This is a genomic window from Methylopila jiangsuensis, from assembly GCF_027922305.1.
Classification (GTDB): domain Bacteria; phylum Pseudomonadota; class Alphaproteobacteria; order Rhizobiales; family Methylopilaceae; genus Methylopila; species Methylopila jiangsuensis.
The window spans coordinates 1084990-1098292 of sequence record NZ_BSFK01000005.1 but is presented as its reverse complement, the minus strand read 5'-3'; the positions used below and the strand labels follow the sequence as shown (position 1 = coordinate 1098292).

The 13303-nt window shown below is 71.6% G+C and carries 9 protein-coding genes; 2 read left to right on the top strand and 7 right to left on the bottom strand.

Annotated elements, in window-relative coordinates:
* Positions 1–52 precede the first annotated feature (52 nt).
* Positions 53–1063: a COX15/CtaA family protein gene (locus PKE85_RS06675; protein WP_428981328.1), complete on the top strand. Its 1011-nt coding sequence runs from the start codon at positions 53–55 to the stop codon at positions 1061–1063.
* A gap of 12 nt (positions 1064–1075) precedes the next feature.
* Here the strand turns inward: PKE85_RS06675 and PKE85_RS06670 are convergent, their stop codons facing one another.
* Both PKE85_RS06670 and PKE85_RS06665 read right to left on the bottom strand, forming a co-directional pair.
* Positions 1076–2008, bottom strand: coding sequence for a pirin family protein (locus PKE85_RS06670; RefSeq protein ID WP_271203992.1), 933 nt, complete (start codon positions 2006–2008; stop codon positions 1076–1078).
* 110 nt (positions 2009–2118) lie between these two features.
* Positions 2119–2985, bottom strand: coding sequence for a Hint domain-containing protein (locus tag PKE85_RS06665; protein ID WP_271203991.1), 867 nt, complete (start codon positions 2983–2985; stop codon positions 2119–2121).
* A 616-nt stretch (positions 2986–3601) separates the two neighbouring features.
* Between PKE85_RS06665 and PKE85_RS06660 the strand changes: the two genes are divergently transcribed.
* Positions 3602–5941 carry a tetratricopeptide repeat protein gene (locus PKE85_RS06660; protein ID WP_271203990.1) on the top strand — a complete coding sequence of 780 codons (2340 nt, stop codon included), beginning with the start codon at positions 3602–3604 and terminating at the stop codon, positions 5939–5941.
* A 93-nt stretch (positions 5942–6034) separates the two neighbouring features.
* On the opposite strand, the gene fhuB is transcribed toward PKE85_RS06660, so the two are convergent.
* From fhuB to PKE85_RS06635, 5 genes are all read right to left on the bottom strand, one after another.
* Positions 6035–8020 (bottom strand): Fe(3+)-hydroxamate ABC transporter permease FhuB, encoded by a 1986-nt coding sequence (gene fhuB / locus PKE85_RS06655; RefSeq protein WP_271203989.1) that lies wholly within the window; start codon positions 8018–8020, stop codon positions 6035–6037.
* Positions 8013–8807, bottom strand: a complete 795-nt coding sequence (locus PKE85_RS06650) for an ABC transporter substrate-binding protein (protein ID WP_271203988.1) — start codon at positions 8805–8807, stop codon at positions 8013–8015. The genes fhuB and PKE85_RS06650 overlap by 8 nt, the downstream gene beginning before the upstream one ends.
* A gap of 82 nt (positions 8808–8889) precedes the next feature.
* Positions 8890–11256: a TonB-dependent siderophore receptor gene (locus tag PKE85_RS06645; RefSeq protein ID WP_271203987.1), complete on the bottom strand. Its 2367-nt coding sequence runs from the start codon at positions 11254–11256 to the stop codon at positions 8890–8892.
* A 144-nt stretch (positions 11257–11400) separates the two neighbouring features.
* Positions 11401–12372: a FecR family protein gene (locus PKE85_RS06640; RefSeq protein WP_271203986.1), complete on the bottom strand. Its 972-nt coding sequence runs from the start codon at positions 12370–12372 to the stop codon at positions 11401–11403.
* A gap of 80 nt (positions 12373–12452) precedes the next feature.
* A complete protein-coding gene (locus PKE85_RS06635; protein ID WP_271203985.1) occupies positions 12453–12968 on the bottom strand; it encodes an RNA polymerase sigma factor in 516 nt (171 codons plus the stop codon).
* Between the last annotated feature and the right edge of the window lie 335 nt (positions 12969–13303).

The following is a 13303-nucleotide window of genomic DNA, read 5'->3' as shown; positions in this document are numbered from 1 at the left end:
CCCCTCGGCGTCCGGCGCCGCCCCCCGCCGCCGCTTCGTCCGCGCCTGGCTGATGCTGACGCTGGCGCTCGTGGCGCTCATGGTCGTGATCGGCGGCGCCACCCGGCTCACCGGCTCCGGCCTGTCGATCACGGAGTGGAAGCCGATCACCGGCTCGATCCCGCCGCTGGGCGAGGCCGCGTGGATGAGCGAGTTCGACAAGTACCGCGCCAGCCCGCAATACAAGCTGCTGAACGAAGGCATGTCGCTCGGCGAGTTCCAGTTCATCTACTGGTGGGAGTGGGGCCACCGTCAGCTCGGCCGGCTGATCGGGCTGGTGTTTCTGGGCGGGCTGATCCTCGCCGCGGCCACCCGAAGGGTGTCGAAGCGCGAAGGGCTGGTCCTGTTCGGCATGGGGCTGCTGCTGGCCGCTCAGGGGGCGATCGGCTGGATCATGGTGGCCTCGGGCCTCGAGCCCGGCATGACGGCGGTCGCGCCGGTGAAGCTGACGCTGCATCTCGGCTTCGCGCTGATCTTCTTCAGCGCGATCGTGCTGTTCCTCGCGCATCTGAGGCAGTTCGGGCGCGATCCCGTGACGCTGCCCAAGGGCTTGCGCTTCGGCGCCTACGCGGTCACGGCGCTCTCCTTCGCCCAGATCCTGCTGGGCGGGCTGGTGGCGGGCTCGCGCGCGGGCTTCACCTTCAACACCTGGCCCCTGATGGACGGCGGCTTCGCGCCGTCGCGCGAGGCGCTGTTCGCGGTCACGCCGTGGTGGGAGAACTTCGTCGACAACGTGGCGCTGGTGCAGCTCAACCACCGCATCGGCGCCTATGCGCTGCTGGCCGCGACCGCGCTCTACGCGGTGCGGGTGGCGCGGTCGAAGCTCTGCCCCCGCGCGCGCCGCCGGGCGGTGGCGCTGCTGCATCTGATGATCGCGCAGGCGGCGCTCGGGATCGCCGCGCTGGTGCTGGTGGTGCCGCTGTGGGCGGGGCTGGCGCATCAGTTCGGCGCGGTGGTGGTGCTCGGCCTCGCGGTCGCCAACGCCGGCCTGATCGCGCAGCGGGCGAAACAGCCCGCGGCCTGACCGCCGGCCGTCTCAGGGCAGCGGGATGAACTCGGCCCGGTCGTCCGGCGGCAGGTCGAACAGGCCTTCGCCCCAGACGCCGCGCCGCCAGTCCTCCTTGGCGGCCCGGATTTTCTCCCGGCTCGACGACACGAAGTTCCACCACACGTAGCGCGGCCCGCTCAGCGTCGCGCCGCCGAGCGCCATAAGCCGCGCGCCCTGTTCGCCGGCGGCGACCGTGATGCGGTCGCCGGGGCGGAACACCATCATCCGCCCGGCGTCGAACATCTGGCCGGCGATCGTGACCGAGCCCTCCACCACATAGAGCCCCCGGTCCTCGTGGTCGTCCGGCAGCGGAAGGCGCGCGCCGGGCGCGAGCGTCACGTCGGCGTAGAAGGTGTCGGAGAACACGCTGGCGGGCGCCGTCTCGCCATAGGCGCGGCCGAGGATGAGGCGCAGCGCCACGCCGCCGTCCTCGAACTCCGGCAGCGTCTCCCTGGCGTGGTGCTCGAAGCTCGGCGCGGCGTCCTCCTGATCCTCCGGCAGGGCGACCCAGGTCTGGATGCCGTAGAGCGCATGGGGGCGCCTGCGGGTCTCCTCGCTGGTGCGCTCCGAATGGGTGACGCCCCGGCCCGCCACCATCCAGTTCACGGCGCCGGGCAGGATGGTCTGGTTCGAGCCAAGACTGTCCCGGTGCTGGAACTCGCCGCGGTAGAGATACGTCACGGTGGCGAGGCCGATATGGGGGTGCGGACGCACGTCCACGCCCTTGCCGGTGATGAACTCCGCCGGCCCCGCCTGATCGAAGAAGATGAACGGCCCCACCATCTGCCGCTTGGGGGCCGGCAGCGCCCGCCGCACCTCGAAGCCGCCGAGGTCGTGGGCGCGGGGAATGATCAGGGTCTCGATCTGGTCGAGATGGGCGGCGTCCGGGCAACCCGGCTCAAGAGAAGGATTCCAGCTCATGACGCGCTCCTCATGTTGGTCAGGAGCTTAGATCGTGTCCGATGCTGGGCCAACCGCCCGGAAGGCGGGCCTGGGCGGGCCTCGCGTTCCGGGCGTGACGGTCGTCCGCGTCAGGCGGCCTCGGCCGCGCTCGCGCCGTCGATCGCGTCTGCGCGGCGTTCCAGCCGGGCGCGGATCGCTGCGGGGAGCTGGCGGGCGGCCTTTACCCGCGGCCGGTCCATCTCCTCGATGGCGTAGGCCTCGACGTCGTAGAGGGCGGCGTATTCCGCATGATTGTCGAAGCGGCGGCGGGTGACGTTGTCCACGAAGGTCTCGGCCGGAGCGCCGGCGGCGAGGATCGCCTCGTGGTTCTCGGTCTCGATGTGGAAATAGGTCGCCTGCTCGGGCAGGTCCGCGTAAGGGACGCGGGTGATGGAGCGGTCGTTCACCAGCGCGCCGGCCTGGACGACGAGATCGTCGATCAGCATGCCGTGGTCTGAGGTGACGACAAGGTCGGCGTGCGGAACGTTCTCATCCAGCGCGCCGGCGCGGATGCGGACCGGGCGGAAGCCGAACTCGGGCGTGAAGACGCGATGCACGGTCTGGCGGCCGACCCACTTTACAGGCACGGCGCGGCCGTCCGCGGTGAGGATCAGATCGCCGATGGCGAGCGTCTCTACGGCGCGCTCGCCATGCGGGGTGGCGATGGGCGCGCCCGCCGCGAAGCAGGTGGCGAAGTCCGCAGCGTTGATGTCAGCCGGGTCGATGGTCTGGGGCCAGCCGGGGCCGCCATCGGCGCCGGGGTCCGAGGGGCCCGCGAGAGCGATCTGGCTGGGGTCGTTCGGGTTGCTCACGACCACATAGACGTGGTCGCCGATCGTCGTGACGCCTTCAAACAGACCGGCGGAGCCGGAGGAGAAATCGAGGTTCTCCCCGACCGAGAACACGGTGTCCGAGCCATCGTTGTCCGTCAGGAAATCATTCTGGCTAGCCGACATACTGTAAGTGTAGGCGCCATTATCAAGGCTGTATAATCCGGCAAAACTGTAATTGAATGTCGCCACCGATCGTCTTCCTGCGCAAGAGTCCAAAACATCTGAATGCGTCACGACGTGACGCAAGGTCTTTCCCAGTCGTGAAGCGCGGGGCGCTCACCTGCCGCCGAAGCAGGATCGCCCTTGACCGCGCCACATGTCCGTTGGTGGATAGAGCCTCGTTATGGCGGCGGCGAAGCCCGCCGACCACGAACCGGTTCAATCGCCCGTCCAACCTTTCCCAAGCGTCGCACGCCGTACGGATAACGCTTCGTGCGGAAGCTCCGCGGCAAGACGAACCATCCAAAGCTTCGGTTTTTTCCACACTTTCGAGGTCATGAAACTGTGACAATTTCGACGCCGATGCGCCACAATGCGGCCTGCGTCGACGCTGTCCAGCGGACGTGAAGCGGGCCTCGGCCGGCGGCATGCGAAGGCGGCGCGCCGTCGGGCGAACGGCCAGCCCTGTGGCGCCGGCGTGGCGCGGAGAACGATGCGGGCAGGGCGCGGCGACCCCTATCGCAGACGGTTCGGGCCACGCCCCGAGACCCGACGCCATCGCACAAGACCGGGAGCGAACGTGACGTTGAACCGTGACGGCGGAGCCGAACTGTCGCTGCGCCGGGCCTGGGATGCGGATCCGGGCGGCCGCGCGGTGGGGCGGCCGCTGGCGAAGCTGCTCGCCGACAGCGGTCGCATCGAAGAGGCGGAGGCGGTTCTGCGGCAGGTTATGGCGCGGGAGCCCAATGGCGACATGGCGCGACGTCTCGGCGAGCTTCGGCTGAAGCGGGGCGACGCCGCCGAGGCGGAGACGCTGCTGCGGCAGGCGTGGGACGAGGCGCCGGGCGGCAGGGCGGCGGGCCGGCCGCTGGCGAAGCTGCTGGCGGACAGCGGCCGGGTCGAGGAGGCGGTGCTGGCGCTGCGTCAGGTGATGGCGCGGGAGCCTCACGGCGACGTGGCGCGACGCCTTGGCGAACTCAGGCTGACGCAAGGGGACGAGGCGGAGGCCGAAGCGCTGTTCCGGCGGGCGTGGGACGCCGACCATGGCGGGCGCGCCGCCGGCCGTTCGCTCGCCCGGCTGCTGGCGGCGCACGGCCGCGCGCGCGAGGCGGCCGAGGTGATGCGTCATGTGGTGGAGCGATCGCCCTCGGTTCAGGACCTGATTACCCTCGCCGACCTTCTCCTGCGGAGCGCGGAAATGCGCGAGGCCGAAGGCGCGCTGCGCCGGGCGCTGGCGCTGGAGCCGGCCCATCGGGGCGTGATCGCGCGCCTTGCGCGTCTGCTGCAGGATTCGGGGCGCACGGAGGAGGCCATCGCGCTCCATCGGGAGGCGCTGTCGGACGCCGCTTCGGATCCGATGCTGCTCCGGGATCTGGCCCATTGCGTCATGCGCGCCGGCCGGGTCCAGGACGCCGGCGAACTGTTCCTGCGCGCCGCCGAAACCGTGGCGACCTCGCCCAGATGCTGGCTCGATCTGGCGCGGCACGCCTCGCGCCACGAGTCCATGCGTGCGGCCATCGCCCATCTGCGACGCGGGCGGATGTGTTGCGAGCCGAACGCCGATCTGGAAAGGGCGTTCGCGGAGCTTCTGATCGGCTTCGGACTGACGCGGGAGGCGGCGGGGGTTCTGGCCGAGGCCCGCGCTCGGTTCGGGGACGACGCGAAGCTGATGCGCTTTTCGGCGCTTCAGGACGGGCTCCGCGGCGCGTCCGGCGGCGCCTTCGAGGCCCTCGAACGGCTTGCGCGCGATCATCCCACGCTGAAGCGGGAGTGTGACGTCCTGCAGGCGGGACGGCTGCGTCAGCGGTGGCGGCTCGACGAGGCCCGGCGGCTTCTGGCCTGTCTCGATCGCCCGACGCAGGGCGAACTCAACGCCATGGCGCAGCTCGACATCATGATGGCGAACGTCGCGGACGCCAGGGCGTCGCTGCGGCGCGCGGCGGCTTTGCGGCCGCGCGGTGTCAAACGAAACGTCTCCTCGGGGCTGATGGGAGCCATCGTCAACGATCTCGCGGCGGATCGGGAGGCGGTGGCGGCCATCAAGGGCGCGCAGGAATCCGGCCGATGGAGCGATTTCAGCGACGCGATCCGCGCCTTCGGTCATCACACCGGCGTCGCCATGGCGGCCATGATCCACCTGCGCCAGAACGGCCGACTGGACATGTCGGCGGCGCGCGATGCGGACTGGCGCATTCCCAAGCGCATCCACCAGTACTGGGACGAGGACGTCGTTCCGGAGGACGTGCGCGATCTGATGGACAGCTGGATCGCCGAGAATCCCACGTTCGATCACGTCCGCCATTCTCGCCAGTCCGCCCGGCTTTATCTTTCCGAGCGGACCGACGAGAACACGCAGCGCGCGTTCCGTCTGGCGCTGTCGGCCGCCGGCCGGGCGGACATCCTGCGGCTCGCGGTGCTGTACGAGGAGGGCGGCGTCTACGCCGACGCCGACGACCGCTGCGTGGCGCCGCTGGACCCGTTCCTGCGCGGGCGCGAGTTCGTCGCCCGGCAGGAAAAGCTCGGCTCCATCGGGAACAACATCCTGGCGGTCCGGCCGCGGCATCCGTTGATCGGCGCCGCGCTGAACGAGGCCGTCCGCTCCGTCCTGCGGGGCGATCGCGACACCATCTGGCTGGCGACCGGACCGGGCCTGATGACGCGCATGGTGGCGACGCATCTGGCCGGGGACCCGAAGCGGCTCGAGCGTCTGGGGCGGGACATGGCGATCGCCGATCTGCACGAAACGCTGCGGTTCTGCGTGTCTGGATGCCGCGCGTCCTACAAGCACACGAAGAGCAACTGGCACCGGACGGACTTCGATGGCGCGGCGGAGACCGCCGCATCGCGGCCGCGCGGCGGCGTGAGCCCTCCGAACTGGCCGTTTTCGCTCGTCATGAGAGCGGCTGAGCCGACGGCGTGAGCGACGCCCCGCCCCCGGTTCGCGCCGGATCGGCGACGGGCCCGGAGCGCGGGCCTCGCCCACTCCGCGCGGCGGGAGCCTGGCGGCTGGGGGTCAGCCTGGCGCCCGCCTTCCGCGCCCCACGAGCAGGGCGAGCGCGGCCGGCGCGCCGATGAGGGCGGCGATCAGGCCGGCGGGCAGGGGCCAGGGATAGGCGGCGTTGCGGCCGATCCAGTCCGCGCCCACAAGCAGGGCGGCGCCGATCACGGCGGAGGCGAGGGCGCCCGCCGCGCCCGCCCCGAAGCCTGCGAGGCGGGCCATGCGGGGGCCGATCAGCCCGATGAAGCTCAAGGGGCCGACGATCATGGTGGAGACGCCGGCCGCGAGCGCCGCCAGCGCGAGGAGCCGCGCGCGGGCGCGGCCCGGCGTCTGGCCGAGCGCGGCGGCGGCGACGTCGCCGAGCGCCAGCAGCGCGAGATCGCGCCGCGCCAGCGCGCAGAGCAGCAGCGTCGCCGCCGCGGCGCAGAACGCGATCCGCGCGCTCGCGCCGGTGACGAGGAAGGTGGAGCCTGACATCCAGTTCAGGAGCGCGATCGCCCGCGGGCCGGCGAGCGTCAGCAGCAGGGTCGCAAGGCCCGCCAGCAGCGCGCCGAGCGCGGCGCCAGCCAGCAGCACGCGGTCCGGCGCCGCGGTCCCGCCGCGGGTGACGAGCGCCAGAAGCCCGAGCGCTCCGGCGGCGCCGAGCGCGGCTGCGATCGGCGGCGCAAGTCCGCCCGCCGCCGGAGCCGCGACGGCGAGCGCCACGAGGCCGACGCCGGCGCCCTGCGCGACGCCGAGCAGTTCGGGGCTCGCCATAGGATTGCGGAACAGCGTCTGGAGCACGTAGCCCGACAGGGCGGCCAGCGCGCCGGCGGCGGCCGCCCCCAGCACGCGCGGCCATCGCAGTTCGGACGCGAGCCCGGCGCCGGGCTGAAGCCACTCCCAGCCGGTCTCGGACCGGCCGAACTGCAAGGCCGCCAGCATCAGCAGCGCCAGAACCGGCAGGGCGGGAACGAGCCAGAACGGGGAGCGCCGGGCCGTGGCGGCGTCCTGCCCGCCCGGCGCCCCGCGCGAGGTCTGGAGCCGGCGCATCAACCAGAGCAGCAGCGGCGCGCCGGCGAGCGTCGTCATGGCGCCGGTGGGAAGGAAGCCCAGGCCCGGCGTCGCCTGCAGGAGCTGGTCGGTGGAGAACAGCAGGACGGCGCCCACGATCGCGCTCAGGACGAGCCGCCCCGCGAAGCGCCGCGCGCCGGCGAAGCGCGCGATGTGAGGCGCCGCGAGCCCGACGAAGCCGATGACGCCGACCGAGGCGGTGACGCTCGCCGCGAGCGCCGCGGCCAGCGCGAAGGCGATGATGCGGACGGTCGCCACGCGCGCTCCTGCGCTGCGGGCGCTGTCGTCGGGAAGGTCCAGCAGGCCGAGCGGCCGCGCCAGCAGGGCGGCGGCGAGCGCGCCCAGCGCGAGGCGGGGGACGAGCCCGGCCGCCACGCTCCAGCCGGTCTGGTCCAGCGCGCCCGCCTGCCACAGCAGCAGATCGGTCAGATAATCCCGGTGCAGGATCACCAGCAGCGCGGTCAGGCTGGCGCAGAACAGGCCGAAGATCAGGCCGCCCAGCGTCACGGCCACGGGCGCCGAGCGCGCGCGCGCGGCGACGAGCAGCGCGACCCCGACCGCGAGCGCCGCGCCCACGAGCGCCGGGACGTCGGCGCCGAACATCAGGAGCCCCGGCGCGTAGAGCGTCGCGAACACGATCCCGAGCTGGGCGCCGGCGCTGACGCCGAGCACGGACGGCTCCGCCAGCGGATTGCGCAGCGCCTGCTGGCAGAGCGCGCCGCCAAGCCCAAGCGCCGCGCCCGCCATCAGCGCCACGGCGGCGCGGGGGGCGAGCGACAGCGCGAACACCGCCTGCCGCACGTCGTCCGCGGCGGGGCCGGCCAGCGCGGTCAGCCACAGGGAGGCCGGGAGCGTGGCGGAGGCGCGCGTAAAGAGCGCCGCCACGCCCACGACGGCGAACAGCGCCAGAAGCAGCGCCGGCGCCCAGCGGATCGAGGCCCTAGCCACGGGCCGCCTCCACCGCGGTCGCGGCCTGCTCCGCGAAGGCGAGCAGCGAGGCGAGGCCGCCGTGGGGGTAGAAGCGACCGAGCGCCGCGACGCGCCGCTTCCGCACGGACGGGAGCAGCCGCCACAGCGCGTTGCCCGTGGTCGCGCGGGCGAACGAGCCGCTGGTGGTGGCGAGGTCGATGGCGAGCACCACCGCGTCGGGTTCGCCCGCCAGCGCGTCGAGGCCGACGACGGCGGAGCCGGAGGGCGAGAACGGGCCCCGCCACGCGTTGGGCAGGCCAAGGCGCTCGAGAGCGCCGCCCACGAGGCCGGAGCCGCCATAGAGCGTCGCGTTGCGCCCGGTCTGCGCCAGCAGGGCCACATAGACCGGCGGCGCGCCCGCGGCCTGCGCCCGCGCGCGCAAGGCTTCGATGCGGCGCTCCGCCTCGGCGAGCGCGGCCTGGGCGACGCTCTCCCGGTTCAGGCGGCGGCCGAGATCGCTCAACTGGCCGGCCGCGAAGCTCCACCCGGATGCGTCCCGTGGATAGGCCGGGATCGGCAGCACCGGCGCCACGCGCTCGAAGGTGGCGCGGTCGAGCGCGGACCAGGAATCCATCAGGATCAGGTCCGGCTTCAGCGCGATCAGCCGGTCGAGGCTCGGCTCCCAGAACGGCCCGAGGTCGGCCGAAGCCGGGGGAAGCGGCGGCGCGGCCATCCGCATCCGGTAATAGCCCGCATCGGCGACGCCGACCGGCGTCAGTCCGAGCGCGAGCGTGTGCTCCGCGCCGAGCCAGGCGAGGGCCGCCACGCGCGGATCGCCCGCGCGCGCAGGCGATCCGGCCAGAGCCGCGCCGCCGATCAGCGCCAGCGTGGCGCGGCGTGTCAGCGCCTCAGAAATCGAGGCGCACCCGGCCGATCACCGTGCGGCGCTGGCCCTGGTAGCAGGAGGTCTCGCCCTCGCAGGTGGTGAAGTACTTCTTGTCGAACAGGTTCACCGCGTTGAGCGCGAAGGTGGCGTTGCGCCACTTGTAGCTCAGCCCGGCGTCGAACACCGTCCAGCTGTCGACCTTCACCGTGTTCGCGGCGTCGCCATAGGTCTTGCCGAGGAAGCGGGCGCCGCCGCCGAGGCTCACGCCCTGCAGCGCGCCGTCCTGGAACGTGTAGTTCAGCCAGCCCGAGGCGGTGTGCGCCGGCACGAGCATGGGGCGCTTACCGGGAAAGTTGCCCTTCTTCACCTCCACGTCGGAGTAGGCGTAGGAGCCGACGAAGTCGAGCCCCTGCGTCAGGCTGACCTTCGCCTCGAGCTCGACGCCGCGGGAGTTGGTCTTGCCGATCGCCTCGGCGCCGTTCGTGGTGTAGACGGTGGCGTTCGACTTGGTCAGGTCAAAGACCGCTGCGGTGAACAGCGCGTTCCAGCCTGCGGGTTCGAATTTGACGCCCGCCTCATACTGTTCGCTCGCCGACGGCTTCATCGGCTGGTTGTTCCTGTCGAGACCGAGCGTCGGCACGAACGCCTGCGAGAACGACACGTAAGGCGCGAGCCCGAAGGGGGTGACGTAGGTCAGGCCGACGCGGCCTGAGAACTTGCCGTCCTTGCGGTCGTAATCCTTGCCCAGCATCCGGTCCTGCGTGTCGACGTCGATGTGGTCGTAGCGGCCGCCGAGGGTGAGGATCCAGTTGTCCCACTTCATCTGGTCCTGCGCGTAGACGCCGACCTGCTTCAGCTTCTGCCGATAGTTCTGGAAGGGGAGTCCGACCGTCCACGGGTCCGGCATGTCAACGCCATAAACCGGGTTGGCGGGGTTGAGGAAGGTCGAGCCCCACGCGGTCTGCCAGCCCCGGACGTCGGCGTTGACGTAGTTGTTGTCGACGCCGAACAGCGCGGTGTGGCTGACCGGCCCGGTCGCGAGCTTGGCCTCGACCTGCGTGTCCGAGGCGAAGGCGTCCATGTCTTCGTCGAAGCTGCGGTTGCGCCGCGCGATGACGCCGAAGGCCGAGGCCCAGTAGCCCTGCGTCACGTCGAGACTGGTCTCGGTGTGGCCGAAGCGGGCGTTCTGCCGCACGGTCCAGACGTCGTTGAAGGCGTGCTCGAACTCGTAGCCGATCTGCTGCTGGTCCTGCTTGAAGCCGTCGAAGCTCGGGTCGCCGACCGTCAGCCAGCGCGAGCCGGGCGCTCGGGAATAGAGCGCGCTGCCGCCGGAGCGGTCGCGCAGCACCTCGCCATAGACGGTGAGCTTGGTCTGGTCGTTCGGCTTCCAGGTGAAGGACGGCGCGAGATAGAGCCGGTCGTCCTTGCGCTCGTCGCCGGTGGGGTAGTCGAACTGGGTGTTGGACTTCCGCGCCACGCCGATGACGCGGTAGAGCAGCTTGCCGTCCGCGTCGACCGGGCCGCCGATGTCGAACGCGCCCTGGAAGCGCTCGTAGGATCCGACCTGACCCTCGATCTGGTAATGGGCGTCTTCGGTCGGACGCTTGCTCACCTTGTTGATCAGGCCGCCGGCGTCGCTCTGGCCGTACAGCGCCGAGGACGGGCCGCGCAGCACCTCGACGCGCTCCAGCGCGTAAGGCTCGGTGCGGAAGAAGCTGTAGCTCAGGGACGACTGCCGCAGCCCGTCGCGGAAGTCGCTGGACGACTGGGCGTTGAAGCCGCGCATGTAGACCCAGTCATAGCCCTTCGGGTCCGGCCCGTAGGTCTCGACCACCACGCCCGGCACGTAGCGCAGCACTTCGGTGACGCTGGTCGCCGCCTGCCGCTCCATCTGGGCGCGGCCGACCACGGAGATCGACTGCGGCGCTTCGAGGATCGGCGTGTCGGTCTTGGTGGCGCTCGCCGTGCGCTTGGCGACGATCCCGTTCACCGGGCCGCGGGCGTTCTCGCCGCGGCCTTCGACGTCGATCGGGTCGAGGGCGGTCGCCGCGCCGCCGTCCTCGACCTGCGAGGTCCGGTCGAGCCGGACCAGCGTGACCGCCTTGGGGTCGATCCGGCGCAGGTCGACGCCCGCGCCCTCGACGATCCGGCTCAGGGCCTCGCCGGGCGTCATGACGCCCGCGACCGGCTTCGAGACCGCGCCCCGGGGCAGGTCTGCGGGGTAGCCGATCTGCCAGCCGGTTTCGCGCACGAAGGCGTCGAGCGCGGACTGGAGCGGCTGGGCGGGAATGAAGAAGGAGATCGACCGTTCTTCCGAGGCCGCAGGTTTCACGCCCGCCGTCTGGCCAAGGGCCGTGGTGCTCAGCAGCGAAAGCGCGAGCCCGCCCACGACGCCGCGCGTCCGCGCGTGGTTTTTCCGTTCCGTCCGCATCGTCTTCCCCGATCGCGAAGGGCCCCGGCGCGACGGCGCGATCAGCCCTTCCATGCGACTGAGACGAACGGACAGGCGCCGTCTCACAAAAAATTTTCGCCCTCAGCGGAGCAGCGCGAAGCCGCCCGGCAAGTCCGTGAGGGTCGCGCCGGCGGCGGCGGCGAGCGAGCGGAGCGCCACCTCCGGCTGGTCCAGGCGGTAGTCGCCGCTGACGCGGGTCCGCGCCAGTTCCTCGCCGAGGAGCACGATGCGGCCGGAGCGGTAAGCGCGCAGCCGGTCGACGACCTGGCCGAGCGGCCGGTCGCGGAACCGCAGCCAGCCGTTCATCCACGCCGTCGCGCGGGCGACGTCCGCGGTCTCCGGCGCGGAGACGGCGTCGCGCGTCACCTCGACGCTCTGACCGGGTTCGAGCGCCTGCCGGTCCAAAGGCGCGGCGAGGCGGTCGACCAGCACCTTGCCCCGCGCGAGCGTGACGTGGTCGGCGCCGTCCTCGCGCCGCACCTCGAACGCCGTGCCGGCCACCTCCACCCGGCCGAACGAGGCTTCGACCCGGAACGGGCGCGCGGCGTCGGGACGCACGTCGAAGAAGGCCGCGCCTTCCAGAAGGCGCACCTCGCGCCGGCCGTCGGCGAAATTCAGCGCCACGGCGGAGACGGCGTCGAGCGTCATCGCCGAGCCGTCCGGCAGCGTCACGTGGCGGCGCTCGCCCGTTCCCGAGATGTGGTCGGCGTCCAGCCGGATGCGGATGTCGGGCAGGCGCAGCGCGCCGACGGCGGCGACCGCCGCGAAAGAGGCGGCGGCAGCCACCACGAGGCGGCGGCTGACGCCGCGTCGGAGGGGAAGCGGAACCGGCCCTTCGAGCCGCCGCGCCGCGCCGTGAAGCTCCGGCGAGCCCCAGAGCGTCGCCACCGTCTCGAAGGCGGCGGCATGCGACGGATCGGCCGCGCACCACGCGTTGAAGGCCCGCACGACTTCGGGGTCGTCGCCTTCGGCCTGCAGCCGCAGGAGCCAGTCGAGCGCCTCGGCGCCCGGGTCGGGCGGGGGATGTTCGCCGCCCATGATCTGTCGAACCACTGTCGCCGTCCGCTGTCGTGCCGGGCTTATAGTCCAGACGATGCGTGATGCGGAACGTCACAATCGTCGGGCGTGGGACCCTAGCGGCGCTCGAGCCGCTGGACGGCTTCTACGCAGGCGCCCATGGCGAGCTTCATGTCGTTGTAGACCGTGTTTGGCGAGATCCCCAGGGCCTCGGCGATGCGCGGATAGGACCAGCCCTCGACGCGGCTCAGCGCGAAGACGCGGCGCGCCCGCGCCGGCAGCCGGCCGAGAGCCCGCTCCAGCGCCTCAAGCTTCTCGCGGTCCATCAGCGCCTGCTCCGCCGAAGGCGCGAGCGACGGGACCCGATCGGCTTCGGCCTCGTCCAGCGCCGTCTCCACGGTGCGGCGGGCGGTCTGCCGGCGCACATGGTCCAGCGCCAGATTGCGCGCGGTCTGGAACAGGAAGGCCTGGATGTGATCGACGGGGTTTTCGCGAATCGCCCGTGCGACGCGCAGATAGCTTTCCTGCGCGATGTCCTCAGCCGTCTGCGCGTCGCGCACGACGCGGAACACGGTCCCGATCAGCAAGGCCTTGCGGCTGAGATAGATCGCGTTAAGGGAGGTCGTCGACATTCGGCACCGCGGCTTGCGCTTCCGCGACGCGCCGTTCGAGATCGTTTCTGGGCCAGCGGAAGCGCGCACTCTGATCAAAGGCGGAAAATATAGCAAGATCAGTATTTTAGAACTGCTTTAAGGTGTTAGCGCCGGCGCGGGCGGCTTCGATCTCGCCGCAGCCGTGAGGGCGACCCGCCGGCTTGGACGGCGTCTTTTTCCGAACGGGGGACACGGCGAAAGCGATCGCCGCATGTGCGGCCCCAGACCGCTTTGGCCCGACCTTCGGGATCCAATCAAATAGCTGACGCATTTGGCTGATTCGATCTGGCGTTGACGTCTGGGGATGGAAGGCG

Bases quoted from the DNA above. Each gene is read 5' to 3' on its own strand.
- PKE85_RS06675 (WP_428981328.1), top strand. From the start codon at position 53: ATGCTGACGCTGGCGCTCGTGGCGCTCATGGTCGTGATCGGCGGCGCC.
- PKE85_RS06635 (WP_271203985.1), bottom strand. From the start codon at position 12,968: ATGTCGACGACCTCCCTTAACGCGATCTATCTCAGCCGCAAGGCCTTG.
- PKE85_RS06665 (WP_271203991.1), bottom strand. From the start codon at position 2,985: ATGTCGGCTAGCCAGAATGATTTCCTGACGGACAACGATGGCTCGGAC.
- PKE85_RS06670 (WP_271203992.1), bottom strand. From the start codon at position 2,008: ATGAGCTGGAATCCTTCTCTTGAGCCGGGTTGCCCGGACGCCGCCCAT.